This window comes from Kribbella orskensis, from assembly GCF_004342085.1.
GTDB lineage: Bacteria > Actinomycetota > Actinomycetes > Propionibacteriales > Kribbellaceae > Kribbella > Kribbella orskensis.
Window position 1 is genome coordinate 132917 of sequence record NZ_SLWM01000006.1, and the last position, 18354, is coordinate 151270.

Consider the following 18354-nt stretch of genomic DNA (forward strand, 5'->3'; position numbering starts at 1 on the left):
CGGCGTGATCAGGAAATGGTGCGCTGCCAGAGATCGGCGAGCAGTCGGTGTCCGGCGGCCGTCGGATGGACGCCGTCATCGGCGAGCGTGGTCGCCCCGACAAGTGCTGCCTGCCGGTTGAACTCGACATCGGCGGGCACCAGCACAGCGCCGTACTCCGAGGCCAGCCGGCGGACGACCTCGATCTTCGGGTCCAGGTCTTCCCGCCAGGCGTCCTGGTCGTCCTTGACCGCGAGCAGGAACGGCTCGACCAGGATCAGCTTCGCCTGCAGCGGTTCGAGCAGGGCCCGGTAGGACCGCTCGAACGACTCGGTCGAGGTCGGGTCGTTCTTGTCATACCGGCGCCAGGTGTCGTTGATACCGATCAGCACGGACACCACGTCCGGCCGGTGCGCGAGGACATCGGTCTGCCAGCGTGCCTCGAGGTCAGCGGCGCGGTTGCCGCTGATGCCGACGTTCACGATCCGCGGCCGCTGCGGACCGAGGGAATCGAACAGGTCCCGGACATAGCCATCGCCCAGGCCCCGCGGATCCTCCCGGCGGCCGCAGTCGGTCACGGAGTCCCCGGCGAACACGACGGTCCGCCGGGGATCCAGGAGTTCTTCGATCATCAGATGGTCGAGGCGTGCACGTCCCAGTCGTCCGGCAGGACGGCGGGGATCTCCACAGTGCTGGTGACGTCCACGAAGGCGCCCGTCTCGATCGACTCGGTGATGGAGGCCATCACGTCGACGACGTGGAACGCCAGCGCCCCGGTGGCCCGGTGCGGCCTGTCCTCCCGGATCGCCCGCGCCATGTCCAGTACTCCGGTGCCGCGCTCGGCGGACGCCTCGGTGCTGGCGACGGTCTCCCAGTCCTCGCTGCCGCGGCGGCGGATCTTGATCTCGCCGTCGAAGCGGTTCGGGTCCGGCAGGGCCAGGGTCGCGTCCGCGCCGGTGATCTCCACCAGCCCGGCTCGCGGCAACGGCGAGTCGAAGCTGAAGATGCTCTGCGAGGACTGCCCCGACTCGAACCGGGCGATCGCGGAGACGTGGGTCGGAACCGTCACGTCGAAGTCCGTGCCCTGCAGCGGGCCGGATCCGATCGTGCGCTTCTCCCGCGACTTGGAGGCGAGCCCGGCGACGGCCGCGACCGGTCCGAAGCTCTGCACCAGCGCCGTCAAGTAGTACGGGCCGATGTCGAACAGCGGGCCCGCGCCCTCCTGGAACAGGAAGGCCGGGTTCGGGTGCCACGATTCCGGGCCGGGGGACTGCATCAGGGTGAGTGCGGTCAGCGGCTCCCCGATGTCACCCTTCTCGATGATCCGCCGGGAGGTCTGCAGACCCGGGCCGAGGAACGTGTCCGGAGCGCAGCCCAGCCGGAGTCCCGCGTCCTGAGCGGTCGCGAGCAGCTTGAGTCCGCTCTCCTGGTCGAGCGAGAAGGGCTTCTCGCTCCACACGTGCTTGCCTGCGGCAACGGCCGCCAGGGCGACCTCGACGTGGGCCAGCGGGATGGTCAGGTTGACCACGATCTCCACGTCCGGGTGGCTGAGCACCGCCTCGGGACCACCATGGGTCTCGATGCCGTACTCCTCGGCCTTGGCCTTGGCTGCCTCCGGCCGCAGGTCCCCGATCGCGACCACCTTCAGGTCAGTGAAGCTCTGCATGCTCTTCAGGTAGGCGTCGGAAATGGTTCCGGCACCGATCACGCCTACGCCGACAGCGCTCATGCAACATCCTCTCCGGTCAGGTAGGCGAAGCTGCCCGCCACCGCGTCGAAGATCTCGCCCTCGAAGTCGTCGAGCTCGACGACCCGCAGCGTGCCCGGAGACGCCTTGAGGATCTCGTTCACGTTGATGGAGCCGGCGCCGACCGCGACCTGCGCCTTGTTGTTCAGGGTGCCGTCGCCGTCCTTGACGTGCAGCGCCTTGACCCGGTCACCGAGCCGGCCGAGCAGGGCCGGTACGTCGGCGCCGCCGACCGCGGCCCAGTAGGTGTCGACCTCGAGGATGACGTCGTCGGACAGGTTGTCGGCCAGGATCTCCAGGCCGTGCACCCCGTCGATCACGGACTCCAGCTCGAACTGGTGGTTGTGGTACCCGACCGTGATGCCGTGGTCGGCCGCCTCCACCGCCGCCTTGTTCAGCGCTTCCGCCGTCGCCTTGATGTCGTCGGCGGACTGCCAGCGCGCCGGGTCGACGTGCGGGTCGATGACGGTGGTGATGCCGAGCTTCTTCGCCACCTCGAAGATCGGGCCGGACTCCTCACGCAGCAGACCCGCGTGCGTGGTGGGAGCCGTCAGGCCGTACTTGGGCAGCGCCTCGGCCAGCTTGTCCGCCAGCCCGACCACACCGAACGGCTCCACCTTGCGGTAGCCGATCTCCGCGATGCGGGCCATCGTGGCGTCGAAGTCCTCCTCCAGCTTGTACCGGACCGTGTAGAGCTGAAGGGACAGATTGTCCACTGCGACCATGTTTTCTCTCCTCGTCCCCGAAGCACCCCGCTGCCCGGGAGGCGCTCCGGCCGACCTAGCCGAACCGGTTAAGTAACTCGCCGCAGCGTATCCCACCACCCCACCCCCCGGCCACCCCGAAACCACCCACTGAGCCGCCTTCACCACCTGAAGGCAAGCGCTTACCTGTCTCGCCTCCGGACCTCCTCGCCCTGAGTCACGGTGACGCCAGCCGCCACACGGCGTCGAGTCGTGAATCTGGGGGAACCAGCAACCGGTTGCCAGCAACCGGGATCCACGACTGAGCGAGCACTCACTGGCTAGACGCCATGGCCGGCGCGGGTGCACCAGCCACTTTGTGCACCACCGGAGAACGGCACCCGGCCAGCGGCACTCACGTGATGCACAAGGTGGCAGATCCAGGAAGGTGGCAGTATTGCGCCGTGCGAAGTAGGGGGTGGCCATATCCGTTCGCAGAGGTGCCGTGGGGCAGGATTCATGAGTTCCCGACAGGTGCAGGCCGGCGGTGATCGGGGCGTGAGGTCTACCGACAGTAATTGTTCTGTGCGTTTGAATGTCTTGCTCGGCGCGGGGTTTGTTTGATCAATACAGGTTGCTGTGGGTAGGGGAGAGCGGTTACCTGTGGACAGGGTGTAGGCGGGGGGTCGCAGAATGGGGGGAGAGGCCGGGTCGCCGTCACGGTCCGGGTTGCCTGTTGAAGGAGGCCGTTGTGGCCCGCATCACCATCAAGGAGATCGCCAGACGGGCCGGGGTCTCCAAAGGCGCCGTGTCGTATGCGCTGAACAACCAGCCGGGGGTGTCCGAGGCGACCCGGGCGCGGGTGCTCAAGGTCGCCGAGGAGTTGGAGTGGGTGCCGAACCGGGCTGCCCGGCAACTCTCGGTCGCGCGAAGCGAGACCTTCGGACTGGTGCTCGCGCGGACCGCGAAGACCCTCAGCGAGGAGTCTTTCTACATGGGCTTCGTCGGTGGCGTGGAGTCCGTGCTGAGCGAGAAGTCGTACGCGCTCGCCCTCCAGGTCGTTCCCAGCCTGGAAGAGGAGATGGCGACGTACCGGAAGTGGGCTGCGGAGCGCCGGGTGGACGGGGTGCTGGTGGTCGATCTGCGGGTCGCCGATCCGCGGATCCCGCTGCTGCGCAAGCTCGACCTGCCCGCGGTACTGGTCGGCGATCCGGCGATGGCCGACGGGATGACCTGTGTGTGGACCGACGGGACGACCGCGATGGAGGCCGCAGTCGGGCACGTCGCGAAGCTCGGGCACCGGGAGATCGCGCGGGTGGCCGGACCACCGGAGCACGGGCACGTGTGGATCCGGGATCAGGCCTTCGCGGCGGCGAGCCATCGACTCGGCCTGGATGCGCGGGTGGTGCACACGGACTTCTCCGGCGAGGCGGGCGCGGCGGCGACCCGCGAACTGATGGCGAACGACAGCCGGCCGACGGCGATCATCTACGACAACGACCTGATGGCCGTCGCCGGGTTGTCCGTCGTGAACGGCCTGGGGCTGAAGTCGCCCGACGACGTCACGATGGTCGCGTGGGACGACTCGACCCTGTGCCGGCTGACCCACCCGACCCTGACCGCGATGAGCCACAACATCGTTGCCTACGGCGCTGAAGTCACCCAGCGGCTGTTCGACCTACTCGACGGTGCGCTGCCCGCCGCGCACCTCTACTCGACGCCCGCCCTGGTGGTGCGGGAGAGCTCCGGCCCGCCTAACCGATAACCGCGGCCGCAGTCACCTTCACCGGTACGCCGTTCAGGGCTGCCGTACCGGCGAGGGTGTCCGTCAGGTCGGCATCGGTCACGTCGTTCGCACTCGCCCCGGCCACCTGGTTCGCGATCGTCAGCCGTGCCCCGGGCCGTCCATGACCGAACCCGTGCGGCAGGCTCACCACTCCAGGCATCATGTCCTTGCTGGCAGCGACCTCCACGTCGACGGATCCCGCCGCCGAGCTGACATGCACCAGCTGACCGTCCTCGAGATCACGCGAGAGAAGGTCGTCCGGGTTCATCAGCAACTGATGCCGCGGCTTGCCCTTCACGAGTCGAGCCGAGTTGTGCATCCACGAGTTGTTGCTGCGCAGATGCCGTCGCCCGATCAGCACCAATCCGTTGCGCCCGGCAAGCAAAAACGCCGACAGTCGCGGCAGATCATCGAGGATCATGCGCTGCGCAAGGTCGATCCGCTTCGACTTGTTGCGAAGGGCGCCTGGCAGGGCAGGCTGCAACGGCCCGAGGTCGATCCCGCCGCGCGACTTCCGCAACTTGCCCACGGACAACCGGTACGGCCCGATCCGCAGGCCCAGGTCGACGACCCGCTTCGGCGACAACCGCAACCGCGCCGACGCGATCACCTTGCGCCGGCTTCTCGGCGTACGGCGTAACAGGGCGAGCCCGAGTCCGCGGAAGATCTCCCAGTCGTGCCGGGCCTCCGGCGGACGAGGGAGTACGGCATCGTTCCAGCGGGCCGTGTTCCGGACGGCGAGCTGGTGGAACGCCAGGTCGTAGTGGTCCCGCTCGAGCGGTGGCGTCGGGGGCAGGATCACGTCCGCGTGCCGGGTGGTCTCGTTGATGTACGGATCGACGCAGACCATGAAGTCGAGGGTGCCGAGGGCCTCGTCGAGCTTGCGGCCGTTCGGCGTGGAGAGCACCGGGTTGCCCGCGATCGTCACCATCGCCCGGATCTGGCCGTCGCCCGGCGTCAGGATCTCCTCGGCCATCACGGATGCGGGCAGTTCGCCGCTGAATTCGGGCAGTCCGCGCACCCGGCTCTTCCAGACGCCGATGTGGCCGCGGCCGATCCCGCGCAGGGTGTCCACGGCGGGCCGCGGGATCATTGTGCCGCCCGGCCGGTCGAGGTTGCCGGTGATGATGTTGAGAACCTGCACCGCCCACTGGCACACCGCGCCGAACTGTTGCGTGGAGACGCCGACTCGTCCGTAGCAGGCGGCCTTGTCGGCGCCGGCGAACTCGCGCGCGATCCGGCGGATGGTGTCCGCGTCGATCCCCGTCACCGGCGCCGCCCGCTCGGGCGTCCACTCGCGCGTCGCCTCCGTCACCGCCTCCAGCCCATCGACGTACTGCGCGAGCCTGGCGTGACCGTCGGCGATCACCTGATGGATCAGCGCGAGCAGGAACGCCGCGTCCGTACCGGGCCGGACGAAGTGGTGCTCGTCCGCCACGGCCGCGGTCTCGCTCCGGCGCGGGTCGATCACGACCACCCCGCCGCCGCGCTTCTGGACCTCCTTGAGCCGCCGGCCGAATCCCGGCGCGGTCATCATGCTGCCGTTGGAGGCGAGCGGGTTCGCGCCGAGCATCAGCAGGTACGACGTACGGTCGATGTCTGCGACCGGGACCATCAACTGGTGCCCGTAGAGCAGGTGCGACGCCAGCATGTGCGGCAGCTGGTCGACCGAGGTGGCGCTGAACCGGTTGCGGGTCCCCAGCTGCCGGACGGCCGTCGGCATGTGCGTGAGCGCCCCGAGGCTGTGGACGTTGGGGTTGCCAAGGTAGACCCCGACGGAGTTCTTCCCGTGCTCCTTCTGGATCTCGGTCAGCTTGGCGGCGACCAACTCGTACGCCTCGTCCCAGCCGAGCTCCTCCCACCCGTCGGCGGTACGGCGTACCGGGGTGGTCAGGCGGTCCGGGTCCTCCTGGAGATCGCGCAGCGCGACCGCCTTCGGGCAGATGTGCCCCCGCGACAACGGGTCCGCCTCGTCGCCCCGGATGTCCGTGACGTGGCCGTCCTCCACCGTCACGAGCACGCCGCAGATGGCTTCACACAGATTGCACGAGGTCCTCCGCACGGTCGCCATCCGGTCAAACTACCCCTGGGTAGCGCCGACCACTAGTCACTCGAAGCGGGCCTCGTCGAGGCGGCCCAGGATGGCGTCGACGGTTTCGTGCGGGGAGAGGTCGGAGTTGTCGAGCCAGAGCCCGCGGCGCGGGGTGAAGGCGTGCAGCTCGTAGTCGAGCTCGTCGACCGAGTGCTCGTACCCCGAGCCGAGGCGGTTCGAGATCACGTCCGGTCGCGGGGTCAGTACGACGAGGTACCGTGGCCGGGTCTGGATGCCGTCGAGGAACTCGCGGAGCAGTTCACCGATCACCACGTCCTGCAGTACGACGGTGAACCCGGCCTGGGCGTAACCGTCGGCCGCCTGGCAGGCCAGCCGGTACCTGAGCTTGAGCTGCTTCTGCGCCTCGGCCCCGTTCTCGATGGCCGAGGAGGCCTGGCCGCTGACGATCATCCGGCGGAACACGTCGCCGCGCAGGTGGACGCCGTACTGGAAACGCTCGGCGAGCAACTGGGAGACGGTGGACTTCCCCGCCGCCGTGATCCCGCTGACGACGATCACCCCCTCGGTCTCCATGAGGGGATCGTGCCACGCAGGACAAGCTTTTGGTCAGGCCTCGTCCATTCTTGTCTTTAGTCGGACATACCGGGCCCGGTCGTCAAGCGCGCAACGATTCCAGGTGCGCGCGGCTTCTGGGTCCTGCTCGCCGCCGGGATGATCACGCGGTACGGGTTCCGGCTGCCCAGGCTCGGGATGGCGTTGCTGATGGCCGTCCCGCTGGTCGACGTGGTGATGCTGGTCGCCAGCGTGATCGACATCCGCCGGGGCGGAGAGCCGTCGCGTCGGTGTCGGGGTGATGCTCGCTCTCGGCCTGCTGTCCGGCCAGGGGTACGACGCGTTGCTCGGGCCGGCCTGGACCTGGACCTGGACCATCGTGCTGGTGATCGACGGCTTCGGCTCCTTCAGCTACGGCGGCCATGTCGAAGAGGACGTCGACGAGGACGAGCCGGGCAAGGTCGAGCAGAACGTCTGAGTGACAAGGCCGAAGATCCGGGCCGGACCCGTCCGGAACCCGTACATTGACGGACATGACGAAGTCCGTGGCAGGGCGGGTCTGGTTCGGTGTCACCGCGCTGGTGGTTGCGCTCGGCATCGTGATCCAGTTGTTCGTGACCGCGAACGGCACCGAGGGTTTCTACCCGGACAACCCGGAGCGCGTGCTCAATGTGTTCGCCTACTTCACCATCCAGTCCAACCTGCTGCTCGGGGCGACCTGTCTGCTGCTGGCGATGGATACCGACCGGCCGCGGGGGGCGGTGTTCCGGACGCTCCGGCTCAACGGAGTTCTCTGCATCGCGGTGACCGGCATCGTCTACCACCTGGTGCTGGCCGCGACCGATGAGCTGTCCGGCTGGGGCGCCGTCACGAATGTCCTGGTCCACACGGTCACCCCGGTGCTTGGCGTCCTGGGGTGGTTGCTGTTCGGGCCGCGGCGGCAGACCGACGGCCGGATCGTCGCCTGGTCGATCGTGTTTCCGCTGCTCTGGCTGGCCTTCACGTTGATCCGGGGCGAGGGGACCGGGTTCTACCCCTACCCGTTCACCGATGTCAGCCTGCACGGCTACGGGCAGGTCCTGCTGAACTGTCTGCTCGTCGCGCTACTGTTCCTGGCGCTGGCGGCCGGGGCCACCTTCCTCGATCGCCGGATAGGCCAGAAAACCCCCGCCGAGAGGTAGTGAGTGCTGTGTTGGTGACGTCTCGCTCGTATGCCGAGTACGAGGCGATGTTCGACCTTTCCGAGCTCCCCGGCTCGGTGCTCGACTGTTGTGCCGGGGGTGCGAGTTTCACCGCGGAGGCCGCCGAACGTGGCGTCGACGCGGTGGCGGTCGATCCCGCCTACGACCTGCCGCCCGCCGAACTGGTCGACACCGTACGGCGCAGTCTCCCGGCGACGGCCGGCATCGTCGACGAGCACGCCGCGAGCTTCGTCTGGACCTGGTACGGCGATCCCGGGCGCAAGGACGAACTGCGGATCCAGGCGGCCGACAGGTTCCTGCAGGACGTGGCGGTGGCTCCCGAGCGGTATGTCGCGGGGAGTCTGCCGGAGTTGCCGTTCGAGGATGAGCGCTTCGACCTGGTGCTGTGCTCGCACCTGCTCTTCACCTGGGCCGACAAGTACGACCAGGACTGGCACCTCGCCGCGCTACGGGAGCTCATCCGGGTCAGCCGTTCGGAGGTGCGGATCTTCCCGCTCGTCCATCAGGGTGCGGGCCAGCCGGTGGCGTATCTGCCTGACTTGCTCGAGGCTTTGCCCGAGGTCTCGTCCGAGTTCCGCAAGGTGCCCTACGAGTTCCAGGTCGGCGCCGACCAGATGCTGGTCCTGACCCGCTGATCGTCTGTACTGCGGGCCGAACGCACCTGGTCGCCCCGTGCCACAGGGCGGAGGGATCCGTGGCGCGGGGCGACGGTGGTGTCCGTGCCACAAGGCGGCAGTGGTCGCCGCCGCCCCGCAGTACGGAGGGGATTCGACTGCTGTGAAGGGCTAGCGCAGGAAGCGTCCGCAGACTGGCCACGGGGAGGCACCGCGCTGGGCGTAGAGCATCTTCGCCCGCATCAGCTGCTCGCCGGCCGACGCCTGCGCCGGACTGCCGGAGCCGCCGACGCTGCGCCAGGTCCTCATGTCGAACTGGAACAGGCCGTAGTAGCCTGCCGGGTTCACCGCCCGGGAATTGCCGCCCGACTCGCAGTTGGCGACCTTGCGCCAGCCCGAGCTCATGTTCGCACTGCCGCCGCTGGCACGGGTGTCGGAGCGGGGCGCGCGAGCCTTCTTGACGGTCTTGGTCTTCTTCGGCCTCGACGACTGGCTCCTGGACGACTTCGTCGACTTGGTGGTCTTGGCCCGCCGCTCCGTGTGCCGGACGGTGGACTTCTTCACACCGTCGAGCTGGAGGGTCTGACCGATCAGGATCAGGTCCGGATCCTTCAGGTTGTTCAGTCTCGCCAACTCGTGCCAGTCGGCGCCGTTGGCCTGGGCGATCTCGGACAGGGTGTCGCCGGGCTTGACCGTGTAGTCGGTGGCGAACGCGGCACCGGCGCCGGCGGCCGTGATGCCGGCCCCGAGGCCGGCGATGGAGATGGTCCGGACGACCCGCCGGGTACTTCGGCGGGGACGGGCGTGTCGAGCTTTGGACATCAGATTGCTCCTCGTGAGCTGGGCATGGTGAATTTCTCCAGCCCGGATGATTCAGCCGCGTGCGCACTTACCCCGAGAACCTCGCGCCGGGAAGTGCGGACCGGGGCGAGACGAAGGTGGACGTCACCTGGGTGCGTGAGGCTCGGATCGCCGGCCGCTCCCTAGCGAGCAGCCGCACCGGGCTCCGCAGTCTGGTGAGGTACCACTCCCTTCCCGGGTGCAGGGGACCGACATCCGGCCGATATCACGGGACGGCGTCCGAATGATCACGTGACGGTAACGACGTGACCGGCCCATCGTGCGCGAGACGGCCGCCGAACGCAAGGGGCCTCGCCGAATCAGGACAAGATTTTTCGGCGTCTGTGAGAGCGCGAAACCTCAACAGCAGAACGGTTTCCGGAGCCCTCGTCAGGCGGGGAATCGACCATTCTTCCCCCGCTTCGGGCGGTCCAACCATCCCACTTTGCCCGCCGCCGCGAGTCCGCCCGGATTCCGGTATTCGTGCGTGTCATCCGCGCGGTTCGCCCGTTGTTCGAGTCACGGGCCTGGCTGCTCCGAGTGCCGCGTCGCGATCCGTCCGTGACGGATCGGACGCTCTCGGTGGCCGCGGCGTGCGTTGAGGCGATCAAGTGATGGGGACGAGCGAGCGGTGATCCGACCAGTTGGTCGAGGCGATCCGGGACGTCGCGAAAGGTCTGCCCGTGGTCGATGTCCGGCTCGCCGTCGCCGCGCTCAAGGCCGGTGACAACCCGGTGACGGATCGCGAGTGCGAAGTACTGCGTCAGGTCACGACCGGCGCGACCGCGCAGGCGATCGCCCGCACGCTCAGTCTGAGCGCCGGCACAGTACGGAACTACCTGTCCCGGATCCTGGCCAAGACGGGTGCGCGCAGCCGGATCGAGGCGATCCGCAAAGCTCAGGACGCGGGCTGGATCTGATCACCTCCGGGCTGCCAGTGGCCGAGGAGTACCCGGTAGAGCCGCGACGACCTCAGCAATGTCGTGTGGTTGCCGATGGCAGCTTTGTTGCCGTCGAGGACGAGGATGCGCCGGGCCCGCAGTGCGGAACTGATCCGGTGCGCGATGAGGATCACCGTGCCGCCGCGGGCCGCGAAAGCCTCCTCCGCGCGCCGCTCCGCCTCGGGATCGAGGAAGCACGTCGCCTCGTCGAGCACGACCAGGGGAGCCGGCGACAGGTACGCCCGGGCGAGCGCGATCAACTGCTTCCCACCCGCGGACAGGTCTCCAGGTCGCACTCGCGCTCCTAGCCCACCGAGCCGGGCGGCCAACGCCTCGGCACCGACCGCCTCGACCGCCTCCATCACCTCGGAGACCGTTGCATCGGGCAACAGATTGGTGACGTTCTCCTCAGCGGACCGCTGAAGACGTAGGCCTCCTGGGGAATCAGGACTCGGGCCGACGAGGGCCAGGTGCTCGCCTTCGGCGGTCCGATCAGGAGTGCTTGTACAGCCCGGTCACTTCGCGGACCGGTTCTCCTGGCTGCCGAAGTACGCGACCTTCCGGGCCCGCATCACTTCGCCCAGCGGGCGATGCTCGACCAGCGCGTTCCACGGGTCGAACTTGGCTGCCTCGACCTCCTGGTCGAACGTCTCGTCCCTGGTCTGCCGGAGGATGGTGAGCCTGCCGATCGACAGGTACGGCGCCTGCCAGCTGACCGACGCGTCCTCGATCGGGGTGGACTCCTCGTCGCTGAAGAACTGGGCCTGGACGTCGTAGTGCAGCGGCCGGTCGGTGAGCCGGCGGTAGATGTCCGCTCCCCAGTCTTCCCGCGCGGCCGGATCCGGCTCGCTGGAGGCGGCGACCAGCTTGATGCGTACGGCGTACGGGCCGAAGCTGATCGGGGCGGCGCTGAAGAAGTCGGTGGTGGCGAATCCGCTGAACGGAATCTTGAGGGCGGCCGAGACGGTCCTGAGCTGCGGGACGATGCCGGGCCGCTTGAGGGCTTTCAGGAGGATCTGGCCCGTGGTGCCGGAGCCGGTGGTGGCGACGGTGACGAAGTCCTCGCTGGTCGCGGAGCTGAATCGGTCGTGGTTGATCAACGCGAAGTCCTGCGAGACCGCCTCGCCGCCGAGCGCCGCCGCGCCGTTGACGCCGAGCACCTTGACGGCGAAGCCGCGGATGTCCGGCACCTGGTCCGGCGCACGGTTGAACCCGCCGTTCGAGAGCCGCACCCAGGCGTCGTACTTGTCCGGGTTCGAGAAGATCCCCTGCCGCGCATGGTCGGGCAGATCCGCCGGCACCTCCAGCATCGCCCGCAGTGCCGCCACCTGCTTGCGATGCAGAGCCCGCCCAGTCCCGTACTGCGTGTCCTTGCGCTGCTGCATCTCCCGGAAGAGCGCTGCCTGCCGCTCATGCCTCTCACCCTCGTCCGGCAGAACCACTTCGCGCCACTGCATACTCGGCTCACCCACGACAACTCCCCTCGCCGGACCGGACCAGTCCCTCCAGTATCCGCCCCCCTGGTAGTTGCACCCGGCAACTTCCCACTCTCCAGCCCCCGCGCCCCCTCCGTCGCCGCGCCCGCCCGCCCGGAGTCGCCACTCCTGCGTCGCGGCTCGGTGAGAGCGAGGCGGTCGTCTGAGCTGCCGTGCATTGCCTGAGAGAAGTGGCTTGAGTGCGAGGCGGCGCCTCGGGTGGGGCCGGGTTCTTCCTCGCAGCTCAGGAGAAGCCAGGGTGGTCGCGGTGGAGTGGGTGATCGCCGGACGGGCGGAGCGGTGAAGACGCCGCGAGGGGCCAGGCGGCCCGGCTCCCTCACAAGGCACTCACCGAGGTGCTGCGCCGGCACGGCTGTACCGAACAAGAGGTAGAGATCGCTCACGACGTCCACATCCACGCTCACCGAGGTAGCTGAGGCGCAGAGAGAACGCAGTACTTCCTGTCGGTCCGTACGCCGCCCGCCCGCCCGGCGTCGCAGCCCCTACGATCGGCGGGTGACTCGTGAGCGGCCGCCAGGAACGGCAGATGAGCGGGCGATGCTCGTCGGGTGGTTGGACTGGCAGCGGGCGACGGTCAGGCTGAAATGCGTCGGGCTGTCGGAAGGGCAAGCTCGACTGGCGCCGCTTCCCTCGTCGCCGCGGATGACGGTGGCGACGTTGGTCGCGCATCTGCGGTGGGTGGAGCTTGCCTGGTTCGAGGTCAGCTTCCTGGGGACACGGGAGCTCGCGACCGAGGATCCTCTGGACCTGCAGGATCCTCCACAAGCCTCCCTCGATCGGCTGTTGAGCGAGTACGACGCGCAATGTGTCCGGTCCAACGAGATCCTTGCCGCCGCTCAGCTCGACGACCTGGAAGCGTGGGCGCCCGCCGGGCTGGAGTTGGTGTCGTTGCGGTGGATCGTGACGCATCTGATCGAGGAGACCGCTCGTCACCTCGGCCACCTTGATGCCCTTCGCGAGCTGATCGATGGCACCACCAGTTACTAGCCGGCGCCGACTGGACGATCAGCTCTTGAAGTCGACGTTCTTGGTTTCGGCGACGGCGGCGGTGCGGCCGGGGGCGGTGTGGTACTGCCAGTAGAGGTTCGTGTGGGCGATGACCTTGTCGGGGGGCGGGGCGCCCCACTCGGACTGGTCCTCTGTGGTGTGGGCGTCGCCGACCAGGGTGACGTCGTAGCCGCGGACGAAGGCGCCGTGGATGGTGGAGCGGATGCACTCGTCGGTCTGGGCGCCGGTCACGATCAGGCGGCCGATCCCGGCCGCGGCCAGCACCTGCTCGAGGTCGGTGTCCTCGAAGGAGTCGGCGTACGTCTTGTGGACCAGCGCCTCGGACTCCCGGCGCGGCAGTTCGGGCACGTACTGCCAGTCGGCACTGTCCTTGGGCAGGTTCTCGCTGTTGTGCGCGACCCAGACGATCGGGACCTCCTCCTCGCGGGCCTTCTCGACGAGGGTGCCGATGTTCGCGACGACCGCGTCGCGCTCGTGGGTGCCGGTCACGACGCCGTTCTGGACGTCGATGACCAGCAGGGCGGTGTTGGGTCGATCGGACAGCGTGGTCATGACGATCTCCTAGCTGGTCGGACGCGGGATCTGCCGCGGAGAACACGCTAGGACGATCCGCCGACATTTTCTCCGGCAGGGCGCTTCCGGAACCGACTTGCACACCGTTCAAGTCGTGGGTGGACCCTGCAGAGGATCCGCCACGTGGTCGTCTTCGGCGCCTCGATCGTCGTTCTGTTCGCAGTCGCCATTTCGTGACAGCGGCTCCCGCTCGCCGACCTTGGGCAAGGTCGGCAGAGCGGGAGCCGCGGGCTTTGTGAGGTGAGGCTCAGTGCCAGTTGCTGATCTGGACGTCGCGGGGGGACGGGGCGCCCTTGCCGGTCTCGACGAGAGACTTGAGGCTCATCAGGTAGATCGCCCATTTGGTGCTGCAGTGGGACATGAACTCCACCGGCTCCTTCCAGCCCAGGTGCTGGAACAGAATGATGGTGTAGTCGCCCTCCTGCTTCAGCTCCCAGACGACGTTCGTGCCGATCCATTCCTCGGGCCCGTCGACGACCTCCCACAGCACGCGCCGGTTGGGCTCCAGCTCGAGCACCTTCATGTCGAAGCCGCCCGGCAGGAAGCGGAACTGGAGGACGTCCCCGATCCCGCTCTCGCCCTGCGTGTCGTCCGTCCACCAGCCGGCCAGGCCGTCGCGGGTGGTGAGAGCCTGGTAGACCTCGTTCGGGGACGCGGTGATTCCGACTCTGTGGAGAATGTCCACCATGATCGATTCCTCTTTCCAGTCTTGGGTTTGAAGGACTAGCCGGTCGGCGGGTGAGCCGCCGGTCACTGCTCTTTCCTGCGCTGGATCGCCTCGGCGATGCGCTTGATCCGCCGCAACCTGGCGTCCCAGGTCGCGCCGACTGTGGACAGTTGTGCCGCTGCGCGGGCGAGTTGCTCGTCGTCCACCAGGTACCGCCTCTCCCGTCCGGCCGGTGTGCCCTGGACCAGCCCGACGCGGTCGAGTACTGCGAGATGTTTGGCGACGGCCTGCCGGGTGACGGGGAGTCGCTCGCTGAGGGAGGTCGCCGTACCGCCGCCGTCCGCCAGCAGCAGGTCGAGCATCCGCCGCCGGGTTGGGTCCCCGATCGCCGACCAGAGATCGTCGTCGACCGTGACCGTCATGACTTCGAGACCAGCCGTTCGGTGTACTTGACGAGCCGGGGGAGGAAGTAGTCCCACCCGGTGCTGTGCTCCTGGTACTGCTCCTCGAGCACGGCGACCTCCCAGCCCTGCTCCCGGAAGCCGGTCTCGGTGAGCCGCAGGACGGTACCGGCGCCCGACGGCTCGAGCCGGAACGTCACCAGCAGTGAGTTCGACGGGGTCGGGGCGTCGCCCTTGGGGTGCGTCCACCGGAAGGAGAACAGCCGCGGCGGCTCCGCCTCCACGACGGTGACCTGGACGACGTTCGCCTCGGGGGAGGTCCGGTCGCCGAAGACGATCTCACCGGTGCCGCCGGCCGACGGATCGAGGTCCGCCTCGTCCGGCCACCACTCCTTCAGGTGCTCCGGGCTGCTGATCACCTCGAACACCACCTCGGGTGACGCGTCGATCCTGATCTCGCGCTCGAGGTTTCCGTACTCCATGGTCAGCCCACTTTCCGCAACGTTTGGTTGCACGTCACGGTAGTACAGCGCACGCCAGATGCGCAACCGTTGGTTGCACATTCATTGCCGGTACTACGTGGGGTAGGTCTGCGTCTCGGTGGCCTTGAGGGTGGCGTGGAGGCGTTGGCCGGGGGCCAGGTGGAGGTCGGCCACGGCGGCGGTGGTGATGTCGGCGAGCAGGACGGCCGGGGCTGCCCGGTCCTGGGTGGCGCTGGGGTCTGGGGTGAGGCGGACCCGGACCGTGTGGGCGTGTTGTTCGATGCCGGAGACAACCATCGGCCAGGTGTTGCGCGGCGTACCGGTCGGGCGCTCGGGGTAGAGGCTGACGGCCGCCGGCGGGAAGGCCACGTAGACCGGGCCCGACGACGGCGTCGCGATCGTCAGGGAACCACCCCCGTCGAGGACGACCGTGGTGCCTTCGGCAACGCCGCGGTAGAGGTTGAGGCCGACCAGTTGTGCCACGTAGTCCGTCCGCGGGCGGCGCGCGATCTCCGTCGGCCCACCCTCCTGGACGACCCGGCCGTTCTCCACGATCACCAGGCGATCCGCGAGCACCATTGCGTCCAGCGGATCATGCGTCACCAGGAGAGTTCGGCCGTCGTAGCGGGACAGGTGATGCCCGAGTTCCGCCCGCACGTGCAGCTTCGTACTGGCGTCCAGAGCGGCCAGCGGTTCGTCCAGCAACAGCAGCGAAGGCTGCGTCGCCAGGGCGCGAACCAGAGCGACTCGCTGCGCCTGACCTCCGGACAGTGCCCGTGGACGGCTGCGAGCTTGGTCGGTCAGTCCGACGGTGTCGAGCCAGTGGGCCGCCTCGGCTCGGGCCACCCGCTTCTCCATACCGCGTGCACGTAGGCCGAACGCCACGTTCTCCACCGCACTCAGGTGGTTGAACAGCAGGTAGTCCTGGAACACCACCCCGATCGGCCGACGGTCAGCGGACCGGAACACCCGGGGCGGTTCGTCCCAGACCTCGTCGTCGAGCCGGATCTGCCCGGCGGTGACCGGCAGCAGCCCGGCGATCGCGCGGAGCGCCGTGGTCTTGCCCGCGCCGTTCGGCCCGAGCAGCGCGACCACCTCGCCCGGTTCGACGGTCAACTCCAGGTCGAGCTCGAAGGAGTCCCGGGTCACCTTCAGGTCGGCGTACAGGGTCATCGCAGACCACTGATCCAGCGTTCCCGCAGGCAGGCGAGAACCACAACGGACACGGCCAGCAGGACCACGCTCAGGACGACGGCGACATCGGGGTCCGTCTCCAGCGCCAGATAGACCGCCAGAGGCATCGTCGTGGTCCGGCCCGGCAGGTTGCCCGCGAAGGTGATGGTCGCGCCGAACTCCCCGAGGGCACGGGCCCAGCACAGTACTGCGCCCGCCACGATGCCCGGCGCGATCGACGGCAGGGTGACCCGGCGGAAGGTGAGCCAGCGACCGGCGCCGAGGGTCGCGGCAGCTTCCTCGTACCGCGGGTCCGCGGCGCGCAGGGCTCCTTCCACCGAGATCACCAGGAACGGCATCGCCACGAACGCCTCCGCGACGATCACCCCGGCCGTCGTGAACGGCAGGGAGAACCCGAACCACGTGTCGAGGTGCTGCCCGATCAGCCCACGCCGGCCGAGCACCAGCAGGAGAGCGACCCCGCCGACCACTGGTGGGAGCACCAGGGGAACCGTCACCAGCGCCCGGATCAGGCCGCGACCGGGGACCTCGGCACGGGCGAGCAACCACGCGAGCGGTACGCCGAGGAGCAGGCAGATCACGGTGGCGGAGCTTGCGCAGACCAAGGACAACCGTAGGGCCTGGCCGACCTCGGCGCTGAAGAGCCGCGACGGCAGGGTCGCCCAGGGAGCCTGGGCGAGCAGGCCGATCAGCGGGACGAGCAGGAAGGCGAGCCCCAGCAACGCGGGCAGCAGCAGGACCAGCGGCAGCCGCCCACCGATCCGTCGCTGCCTCCGTCTGTCACTCATCGCCCGCCCTTCACGCACGCCAAGCTCTCACGAATCCGACGCACGCCGGCGCGAGGCTCACGGGTGCGAGGCTCACAGGGCGAGGCTCACGGGGCGGCGAAGCCGGCTTCGGTGAGGACGGTCTTGCCACGGTCGGAGAGCACGAAGTCGACGAACGCCTTGCCGCCGTCCGGGTTCTTCGCGTTGGTCAGCGTCGCGATCGGGTAGTCGTTGATCGCCGAGTCCGCTTCGGGGAACTCGATCCCGTCGACCTTGTCCTTCGCCGACAGCACGTCGGTCTTGTAGACCAGCGCGGCGTCCACCTCGCCCAGCCCGACCTTGGTCAGCGCGGCCTTCACGTCCTGCTCCAGGCTGTCCGGCTGCGGGGTGATCTTCGCCGTCTCGAACACCTTCTTCGCGGCCGCGCCGCACGGCACCTGCTCGGCGCAGAGCGCGATCTTGCGATCCTTGTCCGCGAAGTCGGTGAGCCCGGTGATCTTGGCCGGGTTGCCCTTCGGTACGGCGATCTCCAGCTTGTTCTTCACGAAGACGACCGGGGTGCCCTTGTCGGTCACCTGGTCCATGTTCTTCGGGGCCGCCGAGGCGAAGACGTCCACCGGCGCGCCCTGGTTGATCTGCTGGGCCAGCGCCGAGCTGCCGGCGAAGTTGAGGACCACCTTGACGCCCGGGTGCGCGGCCTCGAAGTCCTTGCCGAGCTGAGTGAACGTACCGGTCAGCGACGCCGCCGCGAACACGGTCACCGTGCCGGAGATCGCAGCGCCGGACGAGGACGAGGGCGACGAGGGCGACGCGGCCGGAGTGTCCGAGCCGCAGCTCACGAGGCTGAGCGCGGCGACGGAGGCCAAGGCGGTGAGGACGGTACCGCGGAACATCAGGCCTCCGGGATCTCGACGACGACGTGGGTGGACTTGATCGAGGCGACGGCGATCACGCCGGGCTCGAGGCCGAGCTCGTCGGCGGCCTCGCGGCTCATCAACGAGACCACCCGGAACGGCCCGGCCTGCATCTCTACCTGGGCCATCACCCCGTCCTTGAGGACGCGGGTGACGATGCCGCGCATGCGGTTCCGCGCCGAGGCGGCCGTGGTGGCGCCCGACTCGGGTGTTTCCGCCAGTTGCTGGGCGAACGCGGCCAGCTCACGTCCCTCGACGGCCATCCGCCCGCTGTCCTGGATCGCGGGCAACCGCCCCTGGTCGACCCAGCGCCGGACGGTGTCGTCGCTGACTCCCAGCAACGCGGCCGCCTCACTGATCCGCAAATTCGGCATGTTGTGCAGCCTAGTGCCGCAAACGCGGATCCCGAAGACCTTTCTCGCCGACAGGCTGCCAACGTGAGCGTCGTTACGCCG

The 18354-nt window shown here is 68.5% G+C and carries 23 protein-coding genes; 6 read left to right on the top strand and 17 right to left on the bottom strand.

From position 1 onward, the window contains the following. Window positions 1–8: 8 nt before the first annotated feature. From EV644_RS18500 to EV644_RS18510, 3 genes are read right to left on the bottom strand one after another with little or no spacing between them, the layout of a single operon-like run. On the bottom strand, window positions 9–611 hold the full coding sequence (locus EV644_RS18500) for an SGNH/GDSL hydrolase family protein (RefSeq protein ID WP_132189539.1): 603 nt from the start codon (window positions 609–611) through the stop codon (window positions 9–11). Then, on the bottom strand, window positions 611–1708 hold the full coding sequence (locus EV644_RS18505; RefSeq protein WP_132189540.1) for a Gfo/Idh/MocA family protein: 1098 nt from the start codon (window positions 1706–1708) through the stop codon (window positions 611–613). Before EV644_RS18505 ends, EV644_RS18500 begins: the two co-directional genes overlap by 1 nt. Next, window positions 1705–2451: a sugar phosphate isomerase/epimerase family protein gene (locus EV644_RS18510; RefSeq protein WP_132189541.1), complete on the bottom strand. Its 747-nt coding sequence runs from the start codon at window positions 2449–2451 to the stop codon at window positions 1705–1707. The genes EV644_RS18505 and EV644_RS18510 overlap by 4 nt, the downstream gene beginning before the upstream one ends. 709 nt (window positions 2452–3160) lie before the next feature. Between EV644_RS18510 and EV644_RS18515 the strand changes: the two genes are divergently transcribed. Then, window positions 3161–4174, top strand: a complete 1014-nt coding sequence (locus EV644_RS18515) for a LacI family DNA-binding transcriptional regulator (protein ID WP_132189542.1) — start codon at window positions 3161–3163, stop codon at window positions 4172–4174. Here the strand turns inward: EV644_RS18515 and EV644_RS18520 are convergent. The 3 genes from EV644_RS18520 to EV644_RS46365 are packed head-to-tail and all read right to left on the bottom strand — an operon-like array spanning window position 4164 to window position 7063. Further along, window positions 4164–6266 carry a molybdopterin-dependent oxidoreductase gene (locus EV644_RS18520; protein ID WP_132189543.1) on the bottom strand — a complete coding sequence of 701 codons (2103 nt, stop codon included), beginning with the start codon at window positions 6264–6266 and terminating at the stop codon, window positions 4164–4166. The two genes, EV644_RS18515 and EV644_RS18520, sit on opposite strands and share 11 nt — an antisense overlap. A 36-nt stretch (window positions 6267–6302) precedes the next feature. Then, a complete protein-coding gene (locus tag EV644_RS18525; RefSeq protein WP_132189544.1) occupies window positions 6303–6821 on the bottom strand; it encodes an AAA family ATPase in 519 nt (172 codons plus the stop codon). A 56-nt stretch (window positions 6822–6877) separates the two neighbouring features. After that, window positions 6878–7063 carry a hypothetical protein gene (locus EV644_RS46365; RefSeq protein WP_241998348.1) on the bottom strand — a complete coding sequence of 62 codons (186 nt, stop codon included), beginning with the start codon at window positions 7061–7063 and terminating at the stop codon, window positions 6878–6880. Window positions 7064–7101: 38 nt separating this feature from the next. Here EV644_RS46365 and EV644_RS46370 point away from each other — a divergent pair, with 38 nt between their 5' ends. From EV644_RS46370 to EV644_RS18540, 3 genes are read left to right on the top strand one after another with little or no spacing between them, the layout of a single operon-like run. Further along, on the top strand, window positions 7102–7278 hold the full coding sequence (locus EV644_RS46370) for a hypothetical protein (protein ID WP_241998350.1): 177 nt from the start codon (window positions 7102–7104) through the stop codon (window positions 7276–7278). 55 nt (window positions 7279–7333) lie between these two features. Next, window positions 7334–7981, top strand: coding sequence for a Pr6Pr family membrane protein (locus EV644_RS18535; protein ID WP_132189545.1), 648 nt, complete (start codon window positions 7334–7336; stop codon window positions 7979–7981). A gap of 14 nt (window positions 7982–7995) precedes the next feature. Next, window positions 7996–8637, top strand: a complete 642-nt coding sequence (locus EV644_RS18540) for a class I SAM-dependent methyltransferase (protein ID WP_241998352.1) — start codon at window positions 7996–7998, stop codon at window positions 8635–8637. Window positions 8638–8787: 150 nt separating this feature from the next. On the opposite strand, the gene EV644_RS18545 is transcribed toward EV644_RS18540, so the two are convergent. Further along, window positions 8788–9438: a transglycosylase family protein gene (locus EV644_RS18545; RefSeq protein ID WP_132189547.1), complete on the bottom strand. Its 651-nt coding sequence runs from the start codon at window positions 9436–9438 to the stop codon at window positions 8788–8790. A 662-nt stretch (window positions 9439–10100) separates the two neighbouring features. Between EV644_RS18545 and EV644_RS18550 the strand changes: the two genes are divergently transcribed. Next, complete coding sequence (locus EV644_RS18550) at window positions 10101–10376, top strand: response regulator transcription factor (protein ID WP_241998354.1); 276 nt, start codon at window positions 10101–10103, stop codon at window positions 10374–10376. On the opposite strand, the gene EV644_RS18555 is transcribed toward EV644_RS18550, so the two are convergent. Both EV644_RS18555 and EV644_RS18560 read right to left on the bottom strand, forming a co-directional pair. After that, window positions 10355–10786 (bottom strand): ATP-binding cassette domain-containing protein, encoded by a 432-nt coding sequence (locus tag EV644_RS18555; protein WP_241998357.1) that lies wholly within the window; start codon window positions 10784–10786, stop codon window positions 10355–10357. The two genes, EV644_RS18550 and EV644_RS18555, sit on opposite strands and share 22 nt — an antisense overlap. Before the next feature lie 126 nt (window positions 10787–10912). Next, on the bottom strand, window positions 10913–11869 hold the full coding sequence (locus tag EV644_RS18560) for a catalase family protein (protein ID WP_241998359.1): 957 nt from the start codon (window positions 11867–11869) through the stop codon (window positions 10913–10915). 519 nt (window positions 11870–12388) lie between these two features. On the opposite strand from EV644_RS18560, the gene EV644_RS18565 reads away from it, so the two are divergent. Next, entirely contained in the window at window positions 12389–12880 is a 492-nt protein-coding gene (locus tag EV644_RS18565; protein ID WP_369410501.1) for a DinB family protein, read from the top strand. 18 nt (window positions 12881–12898) lie between these two features. Here EV644_RS18565 and EV644_RS18570 read toward each other — a convergent pair whose 3' ends face one another. The 8 genes from EV644_RS18570 to EV644_RS18605 form a co-directional block, all read right to left on the bottom strand. Beyond that, window positions 12899–13453 (bottom strand): isochorismatase family protein, encoded by a 555-nt coding sequence (locus EV644_RS18570; protein WP_132189548.1) that lies wholly within the window; start codon window positions 13451–13453, stop codon window positions 12899–12901. 268 nt (window positions 13454–13721) lie between these two features. Next, window positions 13722–14162, bottom strand: coding sequence for an SRPBCC family protein (locus tag EV644_RS18575; RefSeq protein WP_132189549.1), 441 nt, complete (start codon window positions 14160–14162; stop codon window positions 13722–13724). 62 nt (window positions 14163–14224) lie between these two features. Then, window positions 14225–14563 carry an ArsR/SmtB family transcription factor gene (locus tag EV644_RS18580; protein WP_132189550.1) on the bottom strand — a complete coding sequence of 113 codons (339 nt, stop codon included), beginning with the start codon at window positions 14561–14563 and terminating at the stop codon, window positions 14225–14227. After that, window positions 14560–15024 carry an SRPBCC family protein gene (locus EV644_RS18585; protein ID WP_132189551.1) on the bottom strand — a complete coding sequence of 155 codons (465 nt, stop codon included), beginning with the start codon at window positions 15022–15024 and terminating at the stop codon, window positions 14560–14562. The genes EV644_RS18580 and EV644_RS18585 overlap by 4 nt, the downstream gene beginning before the upstream one ends. A gap of 93 nt (window positions 15025–15117) precedes the next feature. Then, window positions 15118–16197 carry an ABC transporter ATP-binding protein gene (locus EV644_RS18590; RefSeq protein WP_132189552.1) on the bottom strand — a complete coding sequence of 360 codons (1080 nt, stop codon included), beginning with the start codon at window positions 16195–16197 and terminating at the stop codon, window positions 15118–15120. After that, window positions 16194–17006, bottom strand: a complete 813-nt coding sequence (modB, locus tag EV644_RS18595) for a molybdate ABC transporter permease subunit (protein ID WP_132189553.1) — start codon at window positions 17004–17006, stop codon at window positions 16194–16196. The genes EV644_RS18590 and modB overlap by 4 nt, the downstream gene beginning before the upstream one ends. 86 nt (window positions 17007–17092) lie before the next feature. Next, on the bottom strand, window positions 17093–17878 hold the full coding sequence (gene modA, locus EV644_RS18600) for a molybdate ABC transporter substrate-binding protein (RefSeq protein WP_132189554.1): 786 nt from the start codon (window positions 17876–17878) through the stop codon (window positions 17093–17095). Then, the gene (locus EV644_RS18605; protein ID WP_132189555.1) at window positions 17878–18273 is read right to left on the bottom strand and encodes a TOBE domain-containing protein; all 396 of its coding nucleotides are present in this window, start codon (window positions 18271–18273) and stop codon (window positions 17878–17880) included. Before EV644_RS18605 ends, modA begins: the two co-directional genes overlap by 1 nt. Between the last annotated feature and the right edge of the window lie 81 nt (window positions 18274–18354).